Genomic DNA, 25,059 nt, shown 5'->3' on the forward strand with positions numbered 1-25,059 from the left:
GGTTCCGGTCAGCCTTTGCCTGAAGCTGCTTTTATCGCTTCGGCCTTCGCCTCTTCCAAGGCGACTGTTTCTTCATACCAGAAACAGAATTCGTCTTCATTCATGGCATCAAGGTAACGCTCTGTCCAGCCTTGCTGCACCATCATGACGTGCTGGGCCGGATCGGACAGTTTTACTTCGTCTGCGTCGTCCCGTTTCCCTCGCCATCTTCGCCAGCGCCTTCTGCTTCATCATCGCCGCCGAAGACTTCACCGATCAACTGGAGCGTATCGCCAGCGGACAGAAGCTCGGAAACTTCGGTGATGTTCAGCTTTTCGCCTTCGAAGAGAACAGTTTCCGCAACAAAGGCAACCTGCGCCTTGGCATGGTCGCGCTTGGCGATGCGCTGTGCTCGCATCCACTTGCCGTGATTGATGAACTTGGGCACCGTGCAAACGACGCCACTTTCATCCAGTGTGACGGTGCGGTTGCCGGCGTTGGCATCCTTGTGGGCCTTCAGCTTAGCGCGAACGCCGGTCAGTTTGACTTCTTCTGCCACGGTTGTCTCCTGTGTGACGTTAGAACTTGAAAGAAGGGCCGCGCCTCTAACGCGGCCCGATAGTCAGGAAGGATTGCCGCGTCAGCAGCGCATGCGGGTTTCGATGAAGTTGAGCGCGTCCGTCTTCAGGCTTTCGGCATATTCAGGGGCAAGAGGGTGCGCCGTCCTGACTGCCTGATGCCAGGGCGTGAATTCGTCCACCTCCATGGACGCGACGGTGACCGGGGAAACATGCATGACGAAGGGGCCGAAATTGTCGGTGCTGACGATAACGCTGTAGAAATCGCTTCGGCTTTCCGTCGCGGCCGGGACCGGCGACGTGAAGAATAGAGAGGCGAGCACGAAGGTCGCCGCGCCAAACAGCGCCAGATAAGGAATTGAGAGATATCGCTTTACCATAGGTTCCTCAGAACGGGTTCAAGGTGTGCCCGGACGCGCTATCAGCGCGGCCAGACGTCTGCGCCATTGATGCGGTAGATATTGCTCCACGCATCAAATTCGATAATCGGGGTTTCGCCGCCATAGACGGACTGTTTGAAGGAGCTGATGGAAATATCGTGCTCCTGCCCGAGATTTTCCCCGAGCTTGGCGGTGCGGCCGCCCGTCTTCATCATCTGGAAGCCGATATGGGTGATCAGGGTATGGGACTGGTTGCTGTTCAGTCCTTCGCCATCGAATACATCGACATAGGAATGAAGCTGGAGCTTGTTCACCTTGGTCGGATTTAGGATGTTGCGGGACACTTCCTCATCCAGCCATTCGAAGGTGATCTTGCCGTCAATCGCCTGCACCGGGCGACCGGGCAGCTTGAGGACGCCGATCATGCCGAGCGTCTGGTGTTCGATCTCGGCATGGGCGATTTCGCCCATGTCCAGCTCCGCCACGCGACCGCAAACATCCACCTCGTTGATGTAGCAGTCGGACTGCGTGATCTGACCGATTTTACGTGCCATGGATTATGCCTCCTGTCAGGCCGCGAGCGAAAGCGCGTTGGAGATGAATTTCGTATCGACATAGGAGTCGATGGTGATGCGCTCCATGACCGAAATCGGGTGGCATTCGAGCCGGTAAAAGAACTTCCCGTCCGCGATCTGCTCAGCAGTGTTTTTCTGCCGGTCGAAGCGGAAGGTGCCGCCGTAGATGGCGATATCGGTTTTCGAGCGCAGATAGGCGTTCACGCCTTCTTCTGCCGCTTCGACGGTCATGGGCGAACCGAGACGATCCACGTAATTCATCGTGTAGAAGATGATCGCCTCGTGGATCATGTCGAGGATGCGGCGGGCATGAATGAAGTTCTCGACATGGGACGAGGTCGGGAACGCCGTCGAGCGGTTGCCGAACACCCGGATGCCGGTTGCGAAGGATCGCATGGCGGTGACGATACCGGCTTCGTTCAGGAAGTTGGTATCGTTCTGGTAGTCGGACGGATAAAAGTTGATCGGCACTTCCAGATCGACAACGCCCTTGATTTCTCGGTTGGACGGCGAATTCTGCCAGCCTTCGTTGAGATCGGTGGCAATGATGACGCCAGCCAGCCGCGATGACAGCGGATCAAGCCGGGTTTCCGCAGCCCCTGTCGTGTCTTCGATGACGACATGCGGATAGGTCAGTACCGTTCGGGCGCTGGAAGTGTTCGCCGTGCCGGTCGCGCCGCGAGCCGCGACGGCCTGCTGCTTCGTCAGGCCAAGCGGAAGGTCGGCAATCGCCAAGGCATGCAGGCGACTGGCCACCACGTCCATTTCGGCGCGAACCGTCGCTGCAGGCGAATAACCCGGCGCGATGATGAGTTTCGGGAAATAGCCGAAATTGTTGTAGCACTCGTAGGCGCCAGAAAAACCGGAAGCGAGACCGGCAGGCGAAATCGTGCCGTTGATGTCAACGGTCGTCACCTTGGAGGGATCGGGGTTCGCGCCCTCCTTGTGAACATCCGGATCGAAGACGTTGTTGACGATGATCGTGCCGCCGTCGCCCTGATCGAAGATCGCATCGAGCGCGGCCGGGATCGTGTAACCGGCCTTGTGTACGCCGAACGCCGCCGCACCTTCCGCCCGCGAGCGGATGATAACGCGCTTGTTGATGTAGTCTTCCCGCGCCAGAGCCGTGGCGTGCACGTCCTGAATGGGGGCCGTGCCGTTGACGTAGGTGACGGCGGATTTCACGTCGCGAACGACTGTTACGCCGTCCTTATGTTCGATGACCTCGGGGCCGTGATGGAAAGTTGCCGCCATGTCTCAGGCTCCTTCAGCGGATGCGTCAGCAGGCGCTGCATCATCCTTGCCGGTTTCGACAATGAGCAGCTTGCGGGCGATCAGGTTTTTGACTGTGTCGTTGTCTTCCGGCAGATCGGCGTAGGACGTGCCGGGAAAGAGCATGCGGGTGGTTCCGTCCGCTTCCAGCGGCGTGACCGGACCACTGTAGCGATACGATTTGCGGTTCAAAGGCGTCTTGGCCATATCCTTCTTTCCTTCAGGGGGTTGCGGTTGCGGGCCGGATCGGCGGTTGGAGATGGTGGCGGGCGACGGCCGGGACCGGCAAGGAAATGCGGAGTTCCCAGCGCCAAACGCCGTCTACCTCTTCAATGAGTTGGTCGCGGGTCATGACGACTGGGCCAGCACCAGCAAAGGATCGGCCCTGCACGGCAAGGCGGATATCCTCAAGATGGGTGTAAGCGCCGCCTTCACCGCGCAGCGACCGGACCAGCAGCACGAGCGACCATTCCATGGCGCGGGCTTGTGCGGTGTTGGCAGGGCCTTTCGGGGCCGCATAGCGGGAACCGGCGTAGTGGATAAGCAACGCTGCGGGCAGGTTCGAAAAATCGTAGAGCTTTGGATCGTTCGGGAAATTCTCAACCTTGCATTGGCCAGAGACGTTTTCCTTCAGGTGCGGCAGAAGCGCATCTTCGACCTGTTCGATGATGAGCGGCGGGCGGGCGGTGCGCAGAACCTCGCTCATGAATTCCACCCAAACAAAATACCGGCCACGCGGGAGGGCGGTATAATGGCGTCGGCGCGGGTCGATCCGGCCTCGCCATTGATCGGCTCGCCAGCAATCGGAAGCTCGAATTTTCCGGTGGCCACGGCCTTGATGTTCGACATAGCGGCGTCATGGCGCTCGCGTACTGTGGTCTCGACCTGTCCCTGTCCGCCCGACTTGTCGCGCAGCCGGTAACGGGCAACGTCACCGATCAGTCCCTTGACGAGCTGCGGCGTGGTTTCGGGGGTGAGCGTTTCGATGACGGCGTAACGGGCGCGGGAATAACCGACAAGAATATCTTCGGCAAAGGTGATGGCGGTTTCGATCTTCGCCACGTCGAGCGTGCGACCGGTCATGTCGTTCAGATTGCCGATGCCCGCGATCTGCGAGACTTCGGCAAGGCCGAACATCGTCGTAAATTCGTCAACCGTTAGAAAACGTGGCATCGGTTACGTCCATGGGTGAGAGTGAAAACGAGCGGGATGGATGTGGTGAACCATCCCGCTCGAAAGGCCCGGCTTGGGAGACTTCGGAACGGGCCTTATTTGGGGGTCTTGGGCGTCTTCGCCTTGTCTGCCGACTGCTCGGCAACCTTCGCCAGTTCGGCCTGCACCTCCGCCAGTTTGGTTTCCGCGTCGGCTTTGGCCTGCTTTTCGGTGGTCAGGGCAGTTTCGAGATCCGCGATCTTCTCGCCTGCTTCGACAAGCTCGTCCTGAAGATCAGCGACGGCAGTGCCGACCGCACTCCTTTCGCGGTCCAGTTCATGCGTCAGATCGAAAATCCGGTTTTCGAGCGTTGCGGTATCGAGCAGATGATCCGCCTTCAGCAGGTCGATCCGGCCAGCGGCGGCATCTTCCACCGCCTTCTGGAAATCGATCTCCAGAACGGTGTCCGACATATCGAGAGCATTGGAGAGCTGCTCGGCAAGCTCGGGATTGATGACCCCGGAGGCCGCGAGCTGGAGCGCCAGCGTCGGGGAAACGGTGACGGTCTTGCCAGCCTTTTCTCTAACGCCGTGGACCTTGGCAGGTCCGGTCAGGGTGACGGAAAATTCCTTGTCGTCCATGATCGTCCCCTATCAGGCCGCAGCCGCGCCAGCGTTCTGGAAGAGGAAACCGCCTTCGGCACCCGTGAGGATCGGCCGGCGCTCAACCGTGGTCGGATAGACCCACGACTTGATCGAACGCTCATAGTAGGGCTGTTCGACCTGAGGATAGCCCTGAAGTTCGTAGGTGTAGGCGAAGGACGGAACCTGAAAATTGTCCCCGGTCTCCGGCACAAATGCGAGGATCGCGTCGTTGCCCCAGACATCATTCGCCAGATCGGCGTCCGTCGCCGTTTCCGGCAGATAGACAGCAGCACCGACAACCACCTTCTTCACCTCGAAATAGGCCGCAAGCATGTCGTCGGAGATACTGTCCTTCGACGTGTACTTGAACTGCTCCTTGATCTTCGGGTGTTTTTTCAAGGCGTTGGCCGCACTTGGCCCAAGCGCCAGCGTGTTCGGATAACGCCCGATGCTTCGGCGGATCATTTCCTTCGCATCGTCGAAGTCGGCTTTCGGATCGGAGTTCGGGTCGGTCCAGCGATCAGCACCGACCAGCGCCATCTTATGGTTGGCGTCGTAGTTCGCCGCATTGCGAACGATGTTGGCGCTGTCGATCTCAAGATTGAGATCAAGCACATCCAACACCATGTTGATGGCGCCAGCGCCGAGATTGATGCCCGGAACCTTTTCGGCTTCCTGCTGGTGTTCTGTTGGCACGATGCCTTCCAGACTGTCCTGGACAAGCGAAACAGGATCAGCCGCATAACCATACTGAACGCGTTTGGTAGCCGAACCGGGCGCACGGCGGGTGTTGAGCTTGCGAAATGCTTCCTTGCCGAATTTGATTGTCAGCATCGAGCGATTCGGGATCGAAACACGCGGCAGAAGCGCCGAAGCGATGAAGGTTGAGTTGCGATAGCCGCGTGCATGCGTCGAAAGGATCGGATCGACAACTGCGGCAGAGCGCTGGTTGAGTGTGGTCATTAAAGCGGGTTCCTTACTTGACGAAGACGAAAACGGCGACGAATTCGCCATCGGCCGCAGCGGTGAGCGCACGGGCGAAGACGTTGACGGAATTGCCAGCGGCGGTCTTGACGCCCCCGGCCGCTGCGGAAATGAGCTTGTCGCCCTTGGCGATGGCACCACGGGCGCGCAGGCGCGTGCGGCCAATCATCATGCCCGCGACATCAAGGCCGGGTGTGGCGGGGTTCAGCGCCACGGCCTTCACCGGGCCATCATCCACCGTGATCTTGGCGTCGTTGAAATCGACAAGATCATAGGCATCAAAGGCTGTGGTGGCGGTCAGCGTGTCGCTGAAGACGGACTGGAAATACTGCATTGCGGAGACCTCTGGTTACGACACGGCGGCGACGGCGGAGAGCCAGTCGGTACCGGGATGGTTTTTCTGGTAGGCGGCCGCCTTGGCATGCAGTTCCATGCCGGAAGGATCGACGGGCTTGCCGTCCGACGCAAAGGAAGCCGTATCGGGCTTGCCAGGTTCCTGCATGTCGTAAGCCCCGAACGAAACGATCTTCGGCTGGGCCGCCAGAATGTCGCGGAGCGCCTTGGCGACGGGGATAGCCGTTTCACCAGCCGCAAACGAAACGGAGGTTTCGGCAGGCAAGGCATCAAGGATCGACACGACCTTGCCCTTGCTGTCCGGCAGAAGCTTGCCGTCAGAGACGAGACCTTCCGCAAAGGACACGTTTTCGGCATGGGCGGCGTCGGCTTCGCGCTTCTTGATACGCTCTTCACGCGCCTTCAGATCGGCTTCCTGAGCCGCAAAGGACGGATTGGGGGTGGTCACGGGGGCTGGCTCCTTCAAAGGGGGAACAACGGGGGCGGAAAATGACGGGTGGGAAACGGGCTGCTTTTCGATCTCGGTTTCCGAGAGCCATTCGAGGCGATAGGCGGGCAGCGCCTTGTCGGCATCTTCCATGCCGAATTTCTCGATGATGAAATCACGCAGCGACCGCATGATGCTGGCGGTCTCCTCGAAACCGCGTTCCCCGAAGGACGAGGCGAAGGTGGCGCTGCCTTCAGAGGAGGAAAAGGCAACGTTCTTCAGGCCGGAGACGGCCGGAGCCGCGCCGCCGAGAAAACCGATATGTTTCGGGTACCATGTACCGGGGGTCGGGTTGGCCGCCTGATCCGGCGAAAAAAGCTGAAGCGATACCTTTTTGTAGGTGCCCTTTTTGACCTCTTCGGCAAAGGCCGGGTTGATCTCGCTGACCGTCGCATAGAGACGGTTGGTCGTAGCGTCGAAATCGAAGCTTTCGGCCCATGCGAAGGCCGGGGCATCGGTCGAAGGATGACCGACGACAACAGGTGCTGGCGCAGTCTCATAATCGTAACCGTCCGCCATCGCCTTCAGGTCGGCGGCGGTATAGGTCAGCTCAATGCCTTCCATCGACTTGAAGGTGCCGGGGCGGAAAACTTCGATACGGGCAGTTGCGGAAGCGGTGGTCATGTCGGCTCCAGAAATCATCTGAAGCGACCATGGGGCACGCCGAAAAAGAAAATGACCGGAACTCGGTTCCGGTCAGTTGGACTTGGCATGTATGGAGACAATGCGTCATGTCGGGATTGGTTTCAAGCCCGGATCGCATCCCGAATGCGGGAGCAAGGCCGCAACCGGCTCACAGCCGGTTTCTAACGCGTCTCTAACGCGGGGCTAACCCAAAATCGGTATGAGCGGACACCCGAAAGGCTTATGCGCACCAGCGGGCGAAAATTTCAAGGGTGTTATTCGACCTCCAACCAGTCTTCCGCAATGGCAAAAATCTCTGTCTCGTCTTCGGACGAAAGACCGAGATAGGGTCGCGCCGGGATGGTGACTTTCCGATTCCGGCCCGCCTCGCCGCCGAGCTGGTGAATGGCGGCGTAGACCAGCGCCGAACCGATACGGACATCGTTCTGGCTGGCGACCATGTTGATCGAGCCACGCAAGGCTCCTGACGCCCGCAGGATCGTGATCGGCGCGTTGCCGTATTTTCTCATGCGCAGATCTCGCGTCACCAAAGACAACGTTTTCCAGCGCGAACCGTCCGGTGCGGTTTCGCTATCGAAGCGTTCGTCTGTCGAATTCAGCAGATGCTCACCGACATTCTTGTGAAACCCTTCGCGGTTCGCCATGCGCTCAACCAGCTCCGCCAGCTTCTCGCGCACATCCGCGTCGTTGATCGTGGTTTTGTAGCTGATGCCTGCCATTGGACTTTTCCGCTATCTGGGCCTATATTGTCATTGTCAGTGAGCGAGACCGGCGATGGTCACGCCAGTTCGCTGGCACAAAGGCCGGATCGCTCCCGGCCTTTTACTTTTTCGGGCGCTTGTAAATCAGCTTGCCGACACGCCGTTTCTCCAGCGCCACGAAATCTGCGTCACCCTTCTTGTCGGTGAAATCGAAGCTGGTGACCGCCTCCCACGTCTTCTCCCCGATCTCGAAGACGATCTGCATGGCGGTTTTCGGATCGACACGAATATAGCGCCGGTCCACGACCAGGTCGCCGCTTTCGACCTTGCGGGCGACGCCCATCCAGATTTCGTCCGGATCAAGCAGCGCCTCCGCCATCATCGACATGACGCGATGCCGGTTACGTTTCAGCGCCTTCAGCTCACCATGCCGATTTCTGAAGAGCAGATCGGAAACCGGGATTTTCGTGCCGGATTTATCTTCGAACAACACGGCCCGCTCGATATCGGCTCCGAAGGGTTTCAGGAAGGCGCGGACATAATCTTCCGCCGTCTGGCCATCCTTCAGCAGTTTCGCCTTGAATGGTTTTGCCGCCTTGACGAGATCGGACACCGGCTCCGGCGTGTCGATCGCGACGGCCATGCGCGGATTGTCGAGCAGCTCGTGGCCTTCATCCATCAGGCTGGACGGCGTTAGACCACGCTCCCAGAGATCACCCGGCATATAGTCCCAGCCGTAACCGATGCCCTGCGGCTGCTCGATCAGCGTCCCGGAGATCGGGTCGATCAGCGGCATCATCAGATCGGCGGGCGCTTCGTCGGGACCGTCCTTGCCCCGGCGCTTCAGGTCGCGCAGCGAGAGCGAGCGGACGCCGCAGGAGCAATACCAGTCGTTCGGGGGAAAGTGCTTTTTCCACCATGGATCATCATGGCGATAAATCCTGCCGTGCAATGCCTCATGCGATGGCCGGGGAATTTTCGGCTTGCGGGTTTCCCCGTGCCGGTATTCCCAGAACGGCCGCAGCTTTAGCACGTCCGGATCACGCATCTGCTTCAGGCGGCCCGCCATATAAGAGGTGCGCATGTTTGTTTCGAAAATGACGCGGGTGCGCCAGCCGTATTCGCCCTTGTAGGTCCAGCCGTATTTCGAGACTATCCGGTCGAAGTCGTTTCGAAAATCCTGAAGGGTGCCGCCCTTTTCCATGATGTCGGCAATCGCCGTCTGGAAATCGGAGAGCATCGCCAGATCACTGGCACCGGCGATGACGAAAGCACGGTCATGGGTGCCGCGCATGGCGTCGGTCCACACCTTGGTGGGCTTTCCGCGTTTCTGCCTGAAGAACTCTATCTGTTCCTTGAAAGGCTGGTTGAAAACATCGGCGTCGGCAAAACTCGCCTCGTCCTCGCCATCAAGAAATACTGCCTCACGCCCTTGAAGGGCGGAAAGCTCCAGCGCGTCACCGAGCAGAATTCCTAACGCGTCGGGAGACCATTTCGCGCCGAGCTGGAGAACGGCGCGGGCGACAGCCGGGAGATCGGCGGCACTGTCTATGGCTGAGCGGATGGCGTTCAGGCGGCGCGTGAGATGTCCGCCCGTCAGTTCCTCCACCCGGTCGGCAAGATCGCTGACCGGGTCGGGATCGGCGGCAAAGCCTACCGAGCTACGGAGTTTTTTTTTACGTCGAGCGGCCCGAACAGGGCGGCGAAGGCCGGGTTCTCGGCGGCGGCTTTGCGCAACACGGCATCACGCTTGCCACGTTCCGAGAAGGCGAAGCGCGCTTCCACCAGCCGGTCAATGGCCGTTTCCGAAAGCGCATGCGTCAGTTCAAACGACACGATGAACTCGCGGGCAGTGTCGTCATCGTCCATCATGGCGGCCGATTTGAGGATTTCAACCAGCGCCGCGTTTTCGGACGTGGCGGCTTCCGCCTTCGCTTTGCGGGTTTCGGCCTTGGACTTTTCGTTGCTCGGGCGCACGCGCCAGACGCGAGGAACGCCAGCACCGGGGAAGTTATAATCGATCAGCCACTGCACGAGCTGCTCGTGGAACGTATCGGACAGATGATCGGCATCGCTGTCCACCAACAGGTCGAGAATATCGGCATGGGTTTCGGCGGCAGCTTTGGAACCGTGAGAACCGATATCGGTGGTGAGGGTTTCGCCAAGGATACAAATAGAAATCTGGCGGTCCCAATATTCCATCCATTCCCGGTAGCTGACCGATCCGGAGCGCGCTGCTTCCAGAAACTTTACATCCGCGCCTTTCGGCACGGTGATGGCGGCGCTGGTCTGGATGCTGGCAAGCTTCTGCAGAAGCTGGTTCTGCTCGTCCGAAAGCATGCCATAGGGCGTTTCGGCAATGACGGTCGGGCCTGCGAACTTCTCCAGAAAATGCAGCCAGAAGGCGACACCCTCACGCTTGAACAGCACTGCCCAGAAAAGCTGCGAACCGAGACCAAGTCCATAAGGGTTGTTGCCGACGACGCCATGGCGATGCACGATGAACTTGCGGTCGGGTAGTTCTTCGCCCTCATTCATGTTTGTCCAGGTCAACAGGCGCGGCCGCCCGTCCTGACCGAAGGCGAAGCGGCGCTGATCATGGGTCACGATCTTTTCGGGCACGATCCGGTTATCATCGCGCTTCCAGACCACTTCCGAAACGGAAAAACCCTTCAGGATAGCGCCGCCGGACAGGTCTTCGGAAATGCGGTCGAACGGCAGCTTCTTCAGTGTCTTCCGCACGAAGTCCGCCGCGTCCACATCCTGCGGCTTGTCGGAAGCGGCAATGCACTCCCACTCGCGGGCGACAAGATGCTTGTTGCGCTTGGTGAGGATGGCGGAGGCATGCGTGTCGCGCTTGATCTCGTCATAGATTTTGAGACCCTTGCCGCCGCCACGCTGGATCAGCGTATCGTCGGCGTGCTGGAGCGCGCCGCTGAAAAACGGGATGGTGATATCGTTCGTCGCGTTAGCAATCAGCGAGCGGGCATCCGCAGGCAGGTTTTTTCGCTCGGCTGCTGTCACCGCTTCCGCTGCAAAAGAGGCCGATTTCTGTTTATTGCGACGGCTCATAGACGATACCCTCCAAGTCTCTGCTGACCGCTGTTCGCAGCCGTATTAATCCCGCCGCCCGCTCCGGCCGTCGCACCGCCCGCATATTCGAGCGTGTGCTGCCAGAGCATGTCGAGGCAGTCCGGGCCGTCATCGTGATCGGCGTTCGGCCATTGCTGAAGCTGGTCGATCAGCGTCTGTTGTGTTTTGTTGAGGCGGATCAATCCTCCCGCGACGGGCGGCTGAAGCCGCTCGATGCGTAAATCCTTGTCGGCAATCGGCGTCACCGGCACGGCGGAAATTCCAACACCCTGACGCGCCGCCGTCGCCATCAGCGTGGTGCGCAGGAATTCCTGAAACTGGACGGCTTCCACGAACCACAGCAGGCAGCGATATTGCCGCTGCATGGCGATGACATCGGAAATGATGATATCGGGCAGACGGCGGCGAATGGAGGCTTCCAGCAAATCCATCGTGCCATGCAGCCGGTTGAAGCCGCCGATAAGAATAGCGCTCGGATCGCGGCCATGGCCCTTTTTACCAAGCGACGGGTCGATGGCCCCGAAATGGATAAGGTCAGGCTGCGACACCACCCAGAATGTCAAATCCTTGAAGGGGCTGGCCTCGTTGACCGGCTTGTTCTGGTACTCGGTAGCGAAGCTGTCATGGTCGGACGCCCGCTCCAGCATGAGGAAGATAAGCGGCTGGATCGCGGGCCAGTTGACGATGGCACCGGCGTCCATGTCCGCCTTGCGCTCGGCATAAAATGTGCGGGCGGCGTCCTCACCGTCATTCTGGTAAACTTCCTCAAACTGGTCCCAAAGGTCCATCCGGTCGGGAAACTGAATGACTGCCTGAAACTCGGCAACACGCCAGACCGGCGATTTCGCGGCCCGGACAAGCACGGCGTCATAATGAAGGACGGTCCCGACCCAGACCACGTCCATGGAACCGTCAGGCGGACCCACCTTGAGGGCAGCGCGCTTGATCCATGTTTCCAGCTTCTTGCGCTGCTCGGGCGAACGCACGGCCTCGTCATTCTCCAGATCGTCAAAAAACATCAGGTCCGGACGATACGGGCCATGGCGGCGGCCGCGCAGTTTCTGGTTCGCGCCAAGTCCTTCGACACGGATATTGTTCTTGGTGACGATCTCGCCTTCACGCCAGACACGCCCCTGACCGGTAACTTCCGGAAAGTCATTAGCAAGGCGCGGGTTTTCCGTCAGTTCGGCCTTGATCGCTTCGATCAGCAACGCGGCCTGCGCATAGACATCGCAGACTTCCAGAATATAGCGCTTGTAGCCAAGGCAGATGCAATAAAGCGCAAAACCGAGTGACAGGTGCGTGGATTTGGACGAACCGCGAGGCGCGATAAACAAATCTCTAACGCCCTTTTCGGAGGCGAGGATTTCCGGAACGCGGCCAAAGATCGTCTTGTGAAACAGGCTGTGTTCGCCCTTCACATAATGCGGCAGGTAGGTCTCCAGAAAATACTGGAAGCCCGTTTCGGGAATTCTGACTTTAGCCAGGCGCTCGGCTTTGGCCTTCGGATCGGCCGCAAAGGCGGAAACCGACAGGTCCACCCAACGGGCAAGCTTGTCGGCTTCGCTTGATATCCAGTCGCGAAAATCCTTGTCGCTGACCTTCGCCTTCAGGACCGGTTTTTTCATCATGACGAGAAAGCGCTCGCAATCCTGTCACCGAACGGAACAAGGATTTCCTGCACCACGGAAATGTGCTGCGGGAACTGCTCCTGAACGAAGGCAATGAGATGCTGGACAACGGACTGCGCCACGCCCAACTCGGAGATTTTCGGGGCCAGCTTTCCGGCAGAGGCCGTGACCTTCACCATGGCATCGCCCAGCGCCACCATGTGCTTGATCTTCTGGTCAATGCTGAGGTCTTTGTTGTTCTTGACATCGTCCAGCAGCGCCTGCGCCATGATGACGAAATCTTCGACAACCGATGACACGACAACGTCGAGACCTTCCCCGGCAAGAACAGCGCCGGAGCGGGCCATGTCCCAATCGTCGCCATCGGCCTTCGCCGCCGCCTTCCAGCGCCCGATAGTGGCCTGACTGACGTTCAGCGTCACGGCGATTGTGGCAAGCGTCATGCGCCGATAGACATAATCGGAGCGGGCCTTGCGGCGGGTTTCCATATCGTTAGCCACTCAAGCCGCCTTTCAGAATAAATGTCATGATGCCGCCGATGATCGCAGCGGCCACCAGCCATACGACCTTGCCGATGGAGGTTTCGATTTTGGTGAGACTGGTTCGGATGCCGTCCATCCGCTCATCACGGACGGCGCTATCCCGCTCCAACGCGGTTACACGAACGGCCACTTCATCGATCCTCGTGTGCGCCTGTTCCACTTTGGTGGCGATATGAGCAGGGAAATCAAAGCCGTTCATCGGCGTCCTCGAATGGCGGCAGCAATCGCATTCAGACCGCCGCCGACAGCCTGAATACCGAAGAAGGAAAGAAGGATCGCGCCCTGCCACTCGTCAAAGGGCGCGGGAAATTTCGGGATTGCCCAGCCCAGCTTGAAACAGGTGTCGAGCGTGACGAGCAGGAGATGCAGCGCAAAGCACCCGGCGATGATCGCCGTGATCAGCCGCATTTCCCAGAAGCCGGAAGAGGCCAACCGGATTTCCTTGGCGTTCCGGGCGGCGTCGATCTGACGGTTGACATCGGAAATCGCAGCATCGGCAATAAGCCGTTGCTGGTCGTTGTCCGCCTTCAGCCGCATTTCATAGGCGCGGGTCAATGCGCCAGCGAGATCACCGGAAAGCCATCGCAACAGGGCAGCTATCATCAAATCCCCTTGATGCGATTGACGGACCAGCGGCCCGAACCGAACATGTAAAGCGCGCCGCCGCCCATCAGCAGGGCCAGCGCCGAAACGCCGAAGGCCCAAGGATTGTTAACCCCGACAAGGGCGGAAACCCCGGCCGTCACCAGAGTGCTGCTGAGAAGGGTTTTCACCGAACCACTGGCGGAGGGCTTCACGTCATCGGCCGTTGCCAGTGCGTGATTGGCGTCGGCTTCCTGAAGCGGAACCGATGCGGCCTCAATGGCGTCGAGAAAATTCTTGTGATAGCCGGCGATCAGCTTCGCCTTGTCGGTGCCGTTGACGATCCGGCGCGCACTTTCGGCATCGTCAACCTTGTCGTTGAAATAGTCGGAAAGCCGGTGGGCACCATTGGTGAACAACCCTTCGGCCATGCCGACGATGGCGATGCGGGCGCTGATAACGGGGTCCATCGCCAATGCGGGATTGCCAACGAGATTGACATTCAACCGCTTGCCAAGTGCATCGTAGTTGACCTTGTGGGTGATCTGGATGAAACCACGCCCGAACCAGCCGTCGCGCCAGTATGGATTTTTGACGGAGCCGAGTTTCCCGGCCTTCCAAGCTGCTTCAAGACGGCTTTTCGCCTGCGGGTCGGAAGAGGCATTCGCCTCGCGGATCGGCTGCATCTTGCCGCCCGTTTCGTGGAAAATCTGCGCGAGAATGTTTGCCAGCCAGCGGCGGTCGATCAGTTTGTAATATTCCCACTGCTCCAGAATGACGTTGATGCCATCAATCTGGCTTTGCGTCAGGCGGCCACCAAACGGGGCGCGGCGAATGTAGGAAAAGAAGGTGGTCTGGTTTTTGATCGTGGACATGTCGCCTCGCGGGTGCGGTTTGCAGTTGCGAGGACATTGGCAAGGTCACCAAAAGAAAATGACCGGAACTCGGTTCCGGTCAGGTGTTTTCGAAAAGATCAAACTGATTGCTTGGCGGAGCGTTAGCAACTTCGCGGACCCACCGCTGCGTGATGCCAAGGCGTCGGGCAATTTCCCCGCGGGACAGCCCCTCCGCCTCCAGCCGCCGAATATCGGCCTTCATGCTGCGCGGCGGGCGGCAGTGCGGGACCGACAAAAGCGATCCGCCCATATATTTGCATACCTCATACCCATCCTCTTTGCCAAGAGCCAGAATGACGGCATGCTGATCGTGCGGGTTTTTCGGAAACTTGATCTCCATGCCGCCATACGTCTGCACGATCTTTAACGCCAGACGCATGCCAATGGTTTCAGCGATTTCCTCAATGGATGCGGGCATCGGGCGAGCGTCGGTCATACCAGTACCGCCCGACTGCCGGAAACCATATTCCGCAAAACCGATTGCATAACGATGAGCGCCGCTGCTACACGTTGAGCGTTAGAAACGGGGGTGTTTCCATGAAGTCGCTTATTGCCGCCATTTTGTCTTTCGCTACGCCTTTCGCGGCCCATGCTGGTGCCGATTGGCAGAAAAAGGCGCTCTCCGCCGTCAAGGCGGAAAAGACCGTGCTGGACGCCAAATGGCGTATGCCGAGCCAAAACGTACTTTGGGTGGCAATGGCGGCAGACGGCAGCAGCAGGGATGGTTTTGCCGAATATCTGTGCGAGGTTATCACCGACACTGCCCCGGCTGGCGCGTTGAAGACCGTTTGGATTTACGACCCCGCAACCTACAAGGCTGGCGGTACGCCGATGGGAACGGCTGCTTGCAAGTGAGATCATCTCTTGCCTGCCTTTCCACGCTTCTCCATTGATTTCAGCGCAGACACAATCGGCTCTGCCTGTATCTGCGAAAGAAAATCCACATCGACCACAACGTTGGTCTCTTCCGGTGAAACGAACCGCTTGCAGAAGCTGTTGAGCGCATTCACGGAAGCGTCGTCTATCACGCCAAGCCGTGCGCAAGACTTCCATAACGCATGTATGTAACGCGACCACGGCCGATTGGCTGTCGGGCGATGTTTTTCTAGCTTTCCCTTAGCCGACTTCCCCGGCTGAACCTTGAAGCCAAGGCGTTTGAATTCGTCCACCACGGAAATGCGCTGACGTTCCGACATGGCGCGAAGCGATGCAACTCCCGTCACCCGAACGAGCAAAGCGCGGTACTCGGTTTCGTCCAGTTCAAACTGCGATTTGGCGACGTTGATCATTGCGATGGTGTTCATGCCACACCTGCCATTTCCGCTTCAGCCATAGCCGCCAGTACGGATTTCGCGAAGAACACCGGCGTAAAAACGCGGGCATAGACAAATTCGACTGTCATGCCCTGCTGTTCGGCAGCGATCCAATGCACGTCGCGGTTTTCCACTTCGGTGAAAACGGAAGCAATCGCTTCTGCTTTCGTGGGACGGAAGCTGTGCGGCAGCAGCGTTCCGTCAGGGCTGCAAAGAGCAAAGCCCTGCGCGAAGGAAGACGGTATGGAGCGATCAGAGGTCATCGGCGGCCTCCAACTCTTGTGGGTGACAAGACATGGTGTGCTTGTCGCCGCGAAACAGTACCTGGACGTAATGACCGGCGCTGGCGTTCTCCGGCATGATCGTGCCGATCCGGCCCGTCACGGTGTGACGGACGAACTGATTGACGGTGACTTCCACGCCGTAGTAGTTGCGGACGTAATCGTAGCTCACGCCGCACCTGCCGTTTCCAGCTTGGGGCGGCGGCTGTCCGCCCAAGCCCTGAAAGCATCGAACTGGCAGCGCGAGCAAGGGTGCATTTCACCCTCAATGAAGCGGTCGGCGCGTTCGGTCTTGTCGGCAGCAATCGCGGGGCCAAAGCATTCTAGCAGCCACCGTGCAACGCCGTCTTGAAACGTGATTGTTTTCTCCATCGTCGCGCCTCACTGAACCGTTGAAATTTCGAGTTCGAGAGGCTCGATTGCGAACACCTCGCCCTCCGATTTGATCGTGACGCCCGCGACGGTGCGCGCCTTGTCGGGATCGTTCAGCATCGCTTCCTTGTTGATTTCCTCTTTCTCGCGGATGAACGCCTTCAGGCCGAGAGACTTGAGAGCCTCAATGACGGCTTCAGCGCCACGGATGGAAACACTGGCAGGAAGTGAGCGCCACCGGACGGTGCCCGTGCCGAAGTCATGGAATTTCACCTTGTCGTTATTGGTGAGGATCATGCGATTGGCTTCGCACCATGCCTGCACACCGCGCTCGTGTTCCGCCAGCTCGGCAGCAAAATCGGCAGTATCGGCTTCGAACTTTTCGCCGATCATCCTGATTGCTTCGTCCGCCAACGCCTTTTTGGCGGCGATCTCGCGGCGCAGTGTGCCGACGCGGCCGACTGCCCAGATAGCGCCCTCGCGGGTCTGGGGAACGCGGGAGATGGCCTTGGATTTCTTTTTCAGTGCAGATTTCATGTGGAATGGACCTCGTATCAGGCGGTTTCGGTAGGATTGTTGGAAGGGGTGGCCTTGCGAGCGCTGGCGAAGGCGGAAAGGGACACCACCTTCTCCGAAAGCAGCGGGCGCAGATCGACTGGCGCAGGCGTCACGGATTGCAGCACCGCCTCCATGTCCTTGGCATGGGCCTCGCAGGACGAAAGAAGGCTGGCAACGGTTCCGGCCGCTTCCGGCGGCATCGCAACGCCGCCAGTTTCGTGGGCCTTCAGATGAATGCGCAGGAGAGACAGGAGAGCCGAGAGCTTCAGCATCTTTGGGTTCCTTTCAATGATCGGAGACAAGGGCGATGGAAGAAAGAAGCTGACCGTTGAGCGGAACATGCGGGCGGCCGGTCAGGTATTCGATGGTCATTTCCATGTGCTTCGCCTCCATTTCCATGAGGCGCAGCGTTAGAAAAAGCTCCGGGGCATCCAGCCCGTTGACGAGCGGCAACAATCGGTCGCGCAGTTGCGCGGCGGCGTCAGACAGCATTTGCGGCCTCCGGCTTCTTCTGGTTTTTCGGGTTTTGCGGGCATGACTGGCACGCCAGCCACTGCTTCAGCTTGACGGGGTCGCTTTTCGCCATCGGTGCGGTGCGGTGGCTTTCGCAAGTGCCGGGGGCGATGGCGTCACGAACATGCGGGCACCAAACCTGCTGCCCGTAGAGTGCCATGACCTTGTGCGCGATCTTCGCCTGCACCTTGTTCATGCCCGCGCTGTATGTGCCGGAGCAAAGCAGCGAGATCGCGGTGCGCGACACGCCCAATTCGTCACCGATCTGCTTTTTCGTGCGATAAGGCTTGGCAGCTTCAGCGCGCAGAACGTCCAGCCATGCGGGATCGACAAGAGGCATCAGGCTTGCTTGGCGCATGGCACGGCCTCTCTGGTATTGGGATCGTAGACGCTGCCGTCAACACTGCTGACGACAGGCGCCAGCAGTCCCGAATTGCGACTAAGCCGGTAGCGCATCTGGCCTCTTGGACCGCGCGGCAATTCGATGAGATAGCCAGCCCGTTTCAAAGCGAGCAGGTATTTCCCTGCCTCCACTTCCGGCTGCTTCAAGGGCCAGTTCGCCGCCATAACCAGTTCGGCCGCCATGAAAGTCCCTGACATTCGCATGACGGACCAGAGCCGCTGACGAAAACTGTCGGAAGGAGGTGCTGCGGGGCGGATAGGCTGCACCGGCGTCGGAATATTGCCGGTGCGTTTCGCCTTTTGCCCTACGGCGGTAAGCTGGTAGCAACCCATCTTGCGGCGCTCGATCAAAGCGGCAGTGACCATCTTTGCCGTGACGCGGGCAAGCTGTGTCCGCGTCAGGCCCGATTTTTCCTCAAGCGCGTCCAGCGTCAGGCATACGGTGCCGTCGAGCGCCTCAAAAATGCGGTCAAAATGAAGAGTCGAACTATCCCGTTGCATCATGCAAACTCCGGGACATGGATGGGCTTGCTAGTGCGCCGGTCGCTGAGAACCTTCAGCCCGGCCATATCGGCCACGGTCACGCCTGCCGGGTCGGGATCGGCGCGCAGGCCGAATTTCTCGATGTTGGCGATGGCTTCCAGAACTTCACGGTTAAAGCCCTGCGAAACCTTCAGCACGAAATCAATGAGGCAATCCGCCACCTTCACTTCGCATTTGCGGTCGATCAGCAGCCGAATATCCTCACGGCTGGCCTTCTGGAATTTGACGCGCTGGCTGATGCGGCTGGAAATCTGCGGGAAGCGGGAGATATTGTCGTTGATCTTGCCCATACCCACGAGGATGACGGGCATTTCCAGCATGTCGGAAATGTCCCGCACCGTTTCGAGCAAGGCTTCCTTGGTCGAAATATGGTCCGCCTCGTCAATGACGAGGCCGAAGGTGCGCTTGGACATCAGGGCGGCAGAATGTCTGCTGCCAAGCTCGCGGAGGATAGTTTCGTATTTTTTCTCGATGCTGTAGGGCGGCTTGACGGGCAGCGCTTCCAGCAGCTCGTTCATCATCCACGCGGATTTCCATTCCTTTTTGGCGCGCAGATAGACCCAGCCGCTTTGCGCCACCCAATTCTTGAGCGTCGTGGTTTTACCCAAGCCGGGTTCGCCATCGACCACGGCAAGGCAAGCCTCCTGCGCGCCACGATCTTCCAGAGCCGACAGCGCCGAAAGAAAGCGCTTCACGTTGCTGGTCTCGACAAATGTATTTTTCATGCGTATTTTTCCTCGTGTGTGTTGGCGTCAGGCAGCGGCGCGGATGACGTTTCGAAGGGCGTCCACGTCGATGCCTGACAGTCGAAACAGCTCAATGGTGGTTTGCCTCTGGAGGCATCGACGCAAAACACCCACCTGATTGGCTGTCAGTTTTTCCGAATTTTCTAACGCCCATGCCGCAAGCGCCTCATCGGTCGCGAAGGTCAGCCTGCGGTTGGTCTCTGCGGCTCCGGACGCCGCTGAAGGGGTTTCCGAATTGTCGATCACCAGAACGGGACCGGCGGGAACCGGTTCGGGGGTAATGTCGATGAAGGGCATCGGCTGGATCGGGGTCTCTTCCAGCAGATACGGGGCGATGTATTCGGCATCGATGTCGCGGCGCTTCGCCTCGTTGCGCTTGACGCGACCCTTGTGGCGGGCTTCCTCCGCCGCCTGCTGGAAGGTGCGCGGCACATAATCGGCCTTGTTTCCGGTGAAATCGGCAACGCAGATCAGTGGCCCCGGCTGGCCTTCCTCGCGGTCGATCTCGCGCACCCATACATAGCGGGCCTGCGCGAAATCATAGCCGACCATGACCTCTTCGCCGTGGTAACGCTCCAGCGCCGCGTGGTAATACTGGTTGGTGTTCCATTCCACGAGACCGCGACGAGCGACACGGATTTCGTAGGGGCGGAACAGATCGTCACGCAGATCGTCATCAACCGGGACCGGCTCGAAACCGTCAGCGACATGCAGCGCCCAAAACTCGTTGGGGGAATAGTGCCGGTACTTTCCGGTGCGTTCATCGCGGAAGCGCGGCAGACCGTCATGCGGGCGGTTATTGTACTTGGCGATGGCTTCCTCGCACATCGCGCGGAAATCGTCCCATGACGGCAGAAGGCGGGATGAGCCGAATTCCTTCAGGTCGCTGCGGGTCGCCTTGTGGGCGATCTTGGCGGCTTCCTTGTCCATTTCCGCGCCGAGATAGGTGGGCAGCTTGCGGGCCAGCGGGTTCCAGACCGTGCCGTTGAAACGTTCGATAATGCCCTTGGCCTGCGAATTGTACGGCAGCGCATGCATCTTGGTGATGGACAGGCGGCCCATCAGGCCGTTTACATCGCCGTCGAATGTCTTGTTTTTGTAGCCCGGGCCACGGTCGGTATAGAAGATGGCCGGAATGCCGTGGTCGCAGCAGGAGTTGCGTAGGGCCTCCGTCACCGAGATGACGTTTTCCTTGAGCGCAATGGAGAAGCCGACACACCTCCGGGTCGCCACGTCAAGGATGGAGGTAATTTCCGGCTTGAAGGGCTTCTTCGAAAACGGGTTTTCGACTTCGGCGTCGAACGTCTTCCCGTCTGCCGTATAGATCGTGGTCGGGAACAGGTTTTCCGTCGAGCGTTGGATATAGGCCATGCGCGACCGAAGCGTTAGAAGTCCCTCGCGACCGACATTCTTTTCAATGTCGTTCAGCTTGTGCTTCAGCGTATAGCGCACATGCTCAATGGTAAGCTTGCTGCCGGGGTTTTCAGCCTTATAGTCTTCCAACGCTTCCGTTGCCGCCAGCTTGGACGGTTTGCAGTAGAATTTGAGGAAGGCGGAAAACTCTGCCGAGATAGGTTCTTCTGTCTTCGTTAGTGCAGGTGCAAGGGCGGTGATGCCGCCAGCATCGCGGGCGCTGAACCACTCATAGAGGGTGGCGCGGGAAATCCGAAACTTGTCGCCCGACCGGTCATTGGCAAGGCGCAGGGTATCTTCCAGCAGGCCAAAACCATCCGGATCGGCAAGAAGCGAGACGCGTTCCAGCAGGACGCGCTCCCGTCCCGTCAGAGCCTCACCGGCTTCGACCTTCTCCTTGGCGATGTTACGCTCGGCATGTTCTTCCTGTGCCTGGACAAAGTCCAGTATGGCCTTGCGGCGGCCCCAACCGCCCTTCATGGCGATATAGCGGTCGATGGCGAGCAGGATTTCGCCGCGTGCCTCCATGGCCTGACGCTGGCGAAACCGCAGCGACGTGACCGGCAGCGCCGCAACCTTTTTGCGGGCGGTCTCGCGCTCTTTCTCCTGAGCGGCAAGCTGGTGCGCCCTGATTTCGCGACCGGTGATGACCGTATGCATGATATCCGGCAATACATTCAGGTGATATTCCCGACCGCCACCAACGGCGGCGCGGTCGCGGCACAGATTTTCCGGAAGGTCGTTCCAGCCTTCTTCTTTGGCGCGATCTCTAACGCCTCGTTCCGAGTTGGGAAAAGTGCTGCTTTTCAAGCCGCGTTCCTTGGCGATCTTCGCCAGTTCCCCTGCGGTAAACCAAACATTGGCTGTCATCGTTTTGCTCTCCTGCGGGTATCGAGCGCCCGAATACGGGCGTCGATTTCCTCGCGATGTTCTTCCAGAAGGCGCTGCTCAATCAGGTCGGCATACTCGTTCTCGATCACGGTCAGCCCGAACTGCCCCGGCACAAAGCCGAGCAGGTCTTTCGCGCCGGTGGCGTGAACGAGTGCGATGAAGGCATCGAGCGGGATGCGGTGGCCCTCCGAGCCTTCGGAGGTCCACTTGTTGAGCATTTCCACCGATACCTTCCGGTCGAGAAATTTGCTGATCTGCTGGGCGATTTCATCGCGGCTGAAGCCGTCCTCGCGGGCATCACGAAGGGCATGGGCAATCAACCGTGCAATTTTATTTTCCAGCCGCCCGCGACCGGCCACGTCATCGCTGTAGCCGACAGCCACCTTGGGAGGCTCCCAGCTGAACAGGTCTTTGGTGAGGGGATCGCGGCGGCGGGCCATTATTGGATGCGTCCCCGGCGCTTGAGCGAAGCGATGACGCGGTCTTCATTCTGGTCGATGACGCTATCCAGATCGTCGTCCTTCAGGTCAGCAAAGAACTTGCTCAGGATCGCGATGTTCTTCTTCATCTCCGCGATGCGGGCATCGACTTGCGCAGACACCGCCGCGTCAGCGACGGGTGCAGGAAGGGAATTCAGGGTGCGCTTGACGGTCTCCAGCTTCTTTTCCGCTGGTGTCATCGCTGTTCCCTTGCGGAAAATCGTCACCGCCTCGCTGACCGTAGACGCGGCAGGGGTGTCAGAAAGAAGCAGGTCCAGAACACCAGCCTGAGCAGCCGGTGATTGCTCGGAAAGCTCTTTCAGGCCAGACTGGTGATTTGCCAAACGTGTTCCAGCCAAGCGCTGGCGGCTTTCCGGGGTCAGGCCAGTCCAGATTTCAACGGCAAGCTCAATGGAGCGGCGGGACATGCCGATTTTCTCAGCCATCGTGGCGGCAAAACCGAAGATTTCCGGGTTTTCCGCATCAGAACGCAAATTTTGCGTTCTGATTTCCGACTTGCGGTCGCCACCATTTTTGCTTTCCGGATGCAGGCGTTCATAGACCTGCTTCAATTCGTAAAGGTGCTGGCAGCGGTCGAGTTTGTTAAGATCGTACCGGCCAAGGTTCTCCATCACCTCCTCAAGCCGTGCATCGTCGTCGGTTTCCGCATTCGAAACGGTAGAAGGGATTGCCTCCCATTCGAGAAGGCGGATTGCTTCGAGGCGTTTGCGCCCCGCAACCAGACGAAAACGGTTGCCCACGGCGCGGACACGGATGGGATGCTGAAGGCCAGAACTGGCAATGACGAAGGCAAGCGCCTTGGCTTCGTCAGGATCGAACGAGCGGGCGCGGTTTTCGGGAATGTCGATCTCGGAGAGGGGAATGTCACGCACCTCTTTCGTGCGAACATCAATCTTGGCGACGTTTTGCGGTTTGGGCATCTATGAGACCTGAAATATAGGTGATGTTGTCTGAGCGGAGCCGCCAGCGGGGGACGGCACGGCGGCTCCGCAGGATCGCGCCGGACGCAAGAACCGGATCGGCGCGATGAAAGAGAAGGATCAGGCGGCGGAAGCGTCGTATCTGTCCGCGATCTCACGCAGGCGGCTGGCCACAAGCTTCGCGGCCTTGGCCTCAGCGTCACGTCTGATTTCGGCAAGGGTTGCGGCGTACAGCTGCGCAGCGAGTGTGTCGAAGTCGCTGGACGCAGGGATTTCCGTAATCATCGCAAGCACGCTGATCCCACGCGTCTCGGGATCGATTTCAGGGACAATCGATGGGCGAACTGGCCCCGCACTCTCCGGCACTGCCACCATGGCATCGACCGCATGGACCGCAAACTCCGCTTTCGCCTTCACCGATGACGGCTGAAATTCAGGCAGCGCGGCTGCAAGCTTTTCCTGCGCGGTGGCGCGACGGTGACGGCGGTCGTTCTGCGATTCCCATCGCTTTTCCTGCTGGGCGGTGGACGCAACCGGAACGGAAATAGCGGCGTTTGGCCCCTCGCCACCTGGGCGAGGAATGAGGTTTGCCTGAACACCGGCAATCCAGCGCTTCACAATGGCGCGCGGCGGCGGCTCGATATGGAGGAAACGCAAATCCTGAGCGAAATCCTGATAAGCAGTCTGGCCGTTGTAGCTGGCAGACTGCGCTTCATCCCATAGACGGGCGGCAGACGAGATGGCGGGTTTAGGCAAGTCATGGAAAAAAGGAATGACTTCACTGTCAGCAGAGCGAACGGAGTTGGACAACATGTTGCTCATGCTGCCACCCGCGTGTCAGCCGCCGCGTTAGATTTTTGACTTTCTAACGGAGGGTACTTTGCTGTATCCAAGATGCCGGAGCTTTTCTTTGGGTAACGATTCGGCCAGAGGTGTTCGGGCTTCTGTTCTATGAACGAAGCAAGAGTTGCCTGACCTTCGTAGTGCGTGATGGTGTTCAGTTTTCGTAGCAGGGAGCTATGCAATCCAGAACGAATTGCGAGTTCGGTTAGCGTCATGCCTCTACGGTGGACTTCGGCCTTTATGGCTTGCCAGTCCATCACCGGCTTTGATTTGCTCATAGGTTTTCTCCGCTGAGAAAACGGGCGTTGCAGCGCCCGTTTTTTTGGGACTTCTTTGGTACAAGTGCGAACCGCGTAAGCGCTTCGCAGTTAGGAGTATTAGCAGAGATTCTCTGTTTTGAAAACAGTGTTTTTCTGTTTTGCTATGGCGCGCACAGCAATTGCAAAAACGCCTTTAGGTCAGAGACTTACCAAGGTGCGAGAAGCTATAGGCTTCCCGCATAGGAAGGCTTTTGCCGAAGAGATCAGTATAAATGCTGAAACTCTGGGAGGGTATGAGCGCGGCGATTCGGAACCAGACATTGCATTCCTTTCAACCTACAAACAGAGATACTCTGTTAATCTCGACTGGCTCATCACTGGTGAGGGGGAGATGTTCTCGCCAAAAGATGTAATTCGCGAGCTAAGCAGCCGCGTCATTGACCCCACATCCGGATCGGGAAGTTTTCTTGTTGAAGCCGCTCGCTACACCGAAGAAAACCGGACAGAGCGTCTGCCATTTGAGCTGAAGAAGGCCGATTTTGTTAATCTGCCTCAATATGATGTAAGGGCGTCGGCTGGTCGCGGCCTTATTCCGATCAACGAAATGCCAGTCTCAGAAACAGCCTTCGAAAGAGCGTTTCTGAGGAAAATGGGCGGCGCACCCGATTTTTGCTTTATGATGTGGGCAACTGGCGACAGCATGTTGCCGACGATTAATGACAATGCGCTGTTAATTGTCGATTCAAGTCAGCGCGTTGTGGATCATGGGCGAATTTACGTCTTTGCGGTGGGAAACGCTGTCTTGGTGAAGCGTGCAAAATGGCGCATGGATGGCACCCTTGAACTGACGTCAGACAACGTTGACGGAAATTATCCTGTCGAGACTTTCCGTGCTGATCGGGTCGAAGACCTGACGGTTGTGGGACGAGTAATCTTTATCGGTCATCAGTCGTGATTTAGTTTCTAACGCAGGAACGCAGTTCTTGGCTGCCGACTTATATTTCTGCGC

The 25,059-nt window shown here is 58.6% G+C and carries 38 protein-coding genes; 2 read left to right on the forward strand and 36 right to left on the reverse strand.

Annotation, left to right across the window (positions count from 1 at the left end):
* Positions 1-8: 8 nt before the first annotated feature.
* The 21 genes from CFBP5499_RS30130 to CFBP5499_RS21725 all read right to left on the reverse strand — a co-directional run bounded on the left by CFBP5499_RS30130 (position 9) and on the right by CFBP5499_RS21725 (position 14,931).
* Entirely contained in the window at positions 9-146 is a 138-nt protein-coding gene (locus tag CFBP5499_RS30130) for a hypothetical protein (RefSeq protein ID WP_175416848.1), read from the reverse strand.
* Between the two features lie 26 nt (positions 147-172).
* Positions 173-538, reverse strand: coding sequence for a hypothetical protein (locus CFBP5499_RS21630; protein ID WP_080828383.1), 366 nt, complete (start codon positions 536-538; stop codon positions 173-175).
* A gap of 81 nt (positions 539-619) precedes the next feature.
* Positions 620-937 (reverse strand): hypothetical protein, encoded by a 318-nt coding sequence (locus CFBP5499_RS21635; RefSeq protein WP_080828381.1) that lies wholly within the window; start codon positions 935-937, stop codon positions 620-622.
* A 41-nt stretch (positions 938-978) separates the two neighbouring features.
* Positions 979-1,491, reverse strand: a complete 513-nt coding sequence (locus CFBP5499_RS21640; RefSeq protein WP_080828379.1) for a phage major tail tube protein — start codon at positions 1,489-1,491, stop codon at positions 979-981.
* 15 nt (positions 1,492-1,506) lie between these two features.
* The gene (locus tag CFBP5499_RS21645; protein WP_080828376.1) at positions 1,507-2,766 is read right to left on the reverse strand and encodes a phage tail sheath family protein; all 1,260 of its coding nucleotides are present in this window, start codon (positions 2,764-2,766) and stop codon (positions 1,507-1,509) included.
* Positions 2,767-2,769: 3 nt separating this feature from the next.
* Positions 2,770-2,991: a hypothetical protein gene (locus tag CFBP5499_RS21650; RefSeq protein ID WP_003491976.1), complete on the reverse strand. Its 222-nt coding sequence runs from the start codon at positions 2,989-2,991 to the stop codon at positions 2,770-2,772.
* Positions 2,992-3,004: 13 nt separating this feature from the next.
* A complete protein-coding gene (locus CFBP5499_RS21655; RefSeq protein WP_233284545.1) occupies positions 3,005-3,490 on the reverse strand; it encodes a Gp37 family protein in 486 nt (161 codons plus the stop codon).
* Complete coding sequence (locus CFBP5499_RS21660) at positions 3,487-3,957, reverse strand: phage protein Gp36 family protein (protein WP_080828372.1); 471 nt, start codon at positions 3,955-3,957, stop codon at positions 3,487-3,489. Before CFBP5499_RS21660 ends, CFBP5499_RS21655 begins: the two co-directional genes overlap by 4 nt.
* A 95-nt stretch (positions 3,958-4,052) precedes the next feature.
* Entirely contained in the window at positions 4,053-4,577 is a 525-nt protein-coding gene (locus CFBP5499_RS21665) for a hypothetical protein (protein WP_080828369.1), read from the reverse strand.
* A 12-nt stretch (positions 4,578-4,589) separates the two neighbouring features.
* Entirely contained in the window at positions 4,590-5,543 is a 954-nt protein-coding gene (locus CFBP5499_RS21670) for a major capsid protein (RefSeq protein ID WP_080828367.1), read from the reverse strand.
* 13 nt (positions 5,544-5,556) lie between these two features.
* Positions 5,557-5,898: a capsid cement protein gene (locus tag CFBP5499_RS21675; RefSeq protein WP_080828366.1), complete on the reverse strand. Its 342-nt coding sequence runs from the start codon at positions 5,896-5,898 to the stop codon at positions 5,557-5,559.
* Between the two features lie 15 nt (positions 5,899-5,913).
* Complete coding sequence (locus CFBP5499_RS21680; RefSeq protein ID WP_233284546.1) at positions 5,914-7,029, reverse strand: hypothetical protein; 1,116 nt, start codon at positions 7,027-7,029, stop codon at positions 5,914-5,916.
* A 275-nt stretch (positions 7,030-7,304) separates the two neighbouring features.
* Positions 7,305-7,769, reverse strand: a complete 465-nt coding sequence (locus CFBP5499_RS21685) for a phage virion morphogenesis protein (RefSeq protein ID WP_080828363.1) — start codon at positions 7,767-7,769, stop codon at positions 7,305-7,307.
* 103 nt (positions 7,770-7,872) lie between these two features.
* Positions 7,873-9,360, reverse strand: a complete 1,488-nt coding sequence (locus CFBP5499_RS21690; protein ID WP_233284547.1) for a PBECR2 nuclease fold domain-containing protein — start codon at positions 9,358-9,360, stop codon at positions 7,873-7,875.
* A gap of 44 nt (positions 9,361-9,404) precedes the next feature.
* Positions 9,405-10,823 (reverse strand): phage portal protein family protein, encoded by a 1,419-nt coding sequence (locus tag CFBP5499_RS21695; protein WP_080828361.1) that lies wholly within the window; start codon positions 10,821-10,823, stop codon positions 9,405-9,407.
* On the reverse strand, positions 10,820-12,475 hold the full coding sequence (gene terL, locus CFBP5499_RS21700) for a phage terminase large subunit (RefSeq protein ID WP_080828360.1): 1,656 nt from the start codon (positions 12,473-12,475) through the stop codon (positions 10,820-10,822). The genes CFBP5499_RS21695 and terL overlap by 4 nt, the downstream gene beginning before the upstream one ends.
* A complete protein-coding gene (locus CFBP5499_RS21705; protein WP_233284548.1) occupies positions 12,472-12,975 on the reverse strand; it encodes a DUF1804 family protein in 504 nt (167 codons plus the stop codon). The genes terL and CFBP5499_RS21705 overlap by 4 nt, the downstream gene beginning before the upstream one ends.
* Positions 12,968-13,216, reverse strand: a complete 249-nt coding sequence (locus CFBP5499_RS21710) for a hypothetical protein (protein ID WP_080828356.1) — start codon at positions 13,214-13,216, stop codon at positions 12,968-12,970. Before CFBP5499_RS21710 ends, CFBP5499_RS21705 begins: the two co-directional genes overlap by 8 nt.
* A complete protein-coding gene (locus CFBP5499_RS21715; protein WP_080828353.1) occupies positions 13,213-13,620 on the reverse strand; it encodes a hypothetical protein in 408 nt (135 codons plus the stop codon). Before CFBP5499_RS21715 ends, CFBP5499_RS21710 begins: the two co-directional genes overlap by 4 nt.
* The gene (locus CFBP5499_RS21720; RefSeq protein ID WP_080828351.1) at positions 13,620-14,474 is read right to left on the reverse strand and encodes a glycoside hydrolase family 19 protein; all 855 of its coding nucleotides are present in this window, start codon (positions 14,472-14,474) and stop codon (positions 13,620-13,622) included. The genes CFBP5499_RS21715 and CFBP5499_RS21720 overlap by 1 nt, the downstream gene beginning before the upstream one ends.
* Before the next feature lie 79 nt (positions 14,475-14,553).
* On the reverse strand, positions 14,554-14,931 hold the full coding sequence (locus tag CFBP5499_RS21725) for a helix-turn-helix domain-containing protein (protein ID WP_003492010.1): 378 nt from the start codon (positions 14,929-14,931) through the stop codon (positions 14,554-14,556).
* A gap of 101 nt (positions 14,932-15,032) precedes the next feature.
* On the opposite strand from CFBP5499_RS21725, the gene CFBP5499_RS21730 reads away from it, so the two are divergent.
* A complete protein-coding gene (locus CFBP5499_RS21730) occupies positions 15,033-15,350 on the forward strand; it encodes a hypothetical protein (RefSeq protein ID WP_080828348.1) in 318 nt (105 codons plus the stop codon).
* 2 nt (positions 15,351-15,352) lie between these two features.
* Here the strand turns inward: CFBP5499_RS21730 and CFBP5499_RS21735 are convergent, their stop codons facing one another.
* From CFBP5499_RS21735 to CFBP5499_RS21805, 15 genes are all read right to left on the reverse strand, one after another.
* Entirely contained in the window at positions 15,353-15,799 is a 447-nt protein-coding gene (locus tag CFBP5499_RS21735; protein ID WP_080828347.1) for a regulatory protein GemA, read from the reverse strand.
* Positions 15,796-16,071, reverse strand: a complete 276-nt coding sequence (locus CFBP5499_RS21740; protein WP_233284549.1) for a hypothetical protein — start codon at positions 16,069-16,071, stop codon at positions 15,796-15,798. The genes CFBP5499_RS21735 and CFBP5499_RS21740 overlap by 4 nt, the downstream gene beginning before the upstream one ends.
* Positions 16,061-16,261, reverse strand: a complete 201-nt coding sequence (locus tag CFBP5499_RS21745; protein WP_080828345.1) for a hypothetical protein — start codon at positions 16,259-16,261, stop codon at positions 16,061-16,063. Before CFBP5499_RS21745 ends, CFBP5499_RS21740 begins: the two co-directional genes overlap by 11 nt.
* The gene (locus CFBP5499_RS21750; protein ID WP_080828343.1) at positions 16,258-16,461 is read right to left on the reverse strand and encodes a hypothetical protein; all 204 of its coding nucleotides are present in this window, start codon (positions 16,459-16,461) and stop codon (positions 16,258-16,260) included. The genes CFBP5499_RS21745 and CFBP5499_RS21750 overlap by 4 nt, the downstream gene beginning before the upstream one ends.
* 9 nt (positions 16,462-16,470) lie before the next feature.
* On the reverse strand, positions 16,471-16,998 hold the full coding sequence (locus CFBP5499_RS21755; RefSeq protein ID WP_080828341.1) for a host-nuclease inhibitor Gam family protein: 528 nt from the start codon (positions 16,996-16,998) through the stop codon (positions 16,471-16,473).
* 17 nt (positions 16,999-17,015) lie between these two features.
* A complete protein-coding gene (locus CFBP5499_RS21760; RefSeq protein WP_080828338.1) occupies positions 17,016-17,291 on the reverse strand; it encodes a hypothetical protein in 276 nt (91 codons plus the stop codon).
* Between the two features lie 13 nt (positions 17,292-17,304).
* Entirely contained in the window at positions 17,305-17,511 is a 207-nt protein-coding gene (locus CFBP5499_RS21765) for a hypothetical protein (RefSeq protein ID WP_080828336.1), read from the reverse strand.
* Positions 17,501-17,890 (reverse strand): MarR family transcriptional regulator, encoded by a 390-nt coding sequence (locus tag CFBP5499_RS21770; protein ID WP_233284550.1) that lies wholly within the window; start codon positions 17,888-17,890, stop codon positions 17,501-17,503. The genes CFBP5499_RS21765 and CFBP5499_RS21770 overlap by 11 nt, the downstream gene beginning before the upstream one ends.
* Positions 17,872-18,438, reverse strand: coding sequence for a hypothetical protein (locus CFBP5499_RS21775; RefSeq protein WP_080828331.1), 567 nt, complete (start codon positions 18,436-18,438; stop codon positions 17,872-17,874). The genes CFBP5499_RS21770 and CFBP5499_RS21775 overlap by 19 nt, the downstream gene beginning before the upstream one ends.
* Positions 18,435-19,202, reverse strand: a complete 768-nt coding sequence (locus CFBP5499_RS21780) for an AAA family ATPase (RefSeq protein WP_080828329.1) — start codon at positions 19,200-19,202, stop codon at positions 18,435-18,437. Before CFBP5499_RS21780 ends, CFBP5499_RS21775 begins: the two co-directional genes overlap by 4 nt.
* A gap of 27 nt (positions 19,203-19,229) precedes the next feature.
* On the reverse strand, positions 19,230-21,506 hold the full coding sequence (locus tag CFBP5499_RS21785) for a Mu transposase C-terminal domain-containing protein (RefSeq protein WP_080828327.1): 2,277 nt from the start codon (positions 21,504-21,506) through the stop codon (positions 19,230-19,232).
* Positions 21,503-21,967, reverse strand: coding sequence for a hypothetical protein (locus tag CFBP5499_RS21790; protein ID WP_233284551.1), 465 nt, complete (start codon positions 21,965-21,967; stop codon positions 21,503-21,505). Before CFBP5499_RS21790 ends, CFBP5499_RS21785 begins: the two co-directional genes overlap by 4 nt.
* Entirely contained in the window at positions 21,967-22,947 is a 981-nt protein-coding gene (locus CFBP5499_RS21795) for a ParB/RepB/Spo0J family partition protein (RefSeq protein WP_080828325.1), read from the reverse strand. The genes CFBP5499_RS21790 and CFBP5499_RS21795 overlap by 1 nt, the downstream gene beginning before the upstream one ends.
* A gap of 120 nt (positions 22,948-23,067) precedes the next feature.
* On the reverse strand, positions 23,068-23,769 hold the full coding sequence (locus CFBP5499_RS21800) for a hypothetical protein (protein ID WP_080828323.1): 702 nt from the start codon (positions 23,767-23,769) through the stop codon (positions 23,068-23,070).
* Positions 23,766-24,068 (reverse strand): helix-turn-helix domain-containing protein, encoded by a 303-nt coding sequence (locus CFBP5499_RS21805; RefSeq protein WP_035241028.1) that lies wholly within the window; start codon positions 24,066-24,068, stop codon positions 23,766-23,768. Before CFBP5499_RS21805 ends, CFBP5499_RS21800 begins: the two co-directional genes overlap by 4 nt.
* 127 nt (positions 24,069-24,195) lie before the next feature.
* On the opposite strand from CFBP5499_RS21805, the gene CFBP5499_RS21810 reads away from it, so the two are divergent.
* The gene (locus CFBP5499_RS21810; RefSeq protein WP_233284555.1) at positions 24,196-25,005 is read left to right on the forward strand and encodes an XRE family transcriptional regulator; all 810 of its coding nucleotides are present in this window, start codon (positions 24,196-24,198) and stop codon (positions 25,003-25,005) included.
* The last annotated feature ends 54 nt before the right edge of the window (positions 25,006-25,059 follow it).

Origin of the sequence: Agrobacterium tumefaciens (assembly GCF_005221325.1) — a bacterium.
In the GTDB taxonomy this organism is placed as follows: Bacteria; Pseudomonadota; Alphaproteobacteria; order Rhizobiales; family Rhizobiaceae; genus Agrobacterium.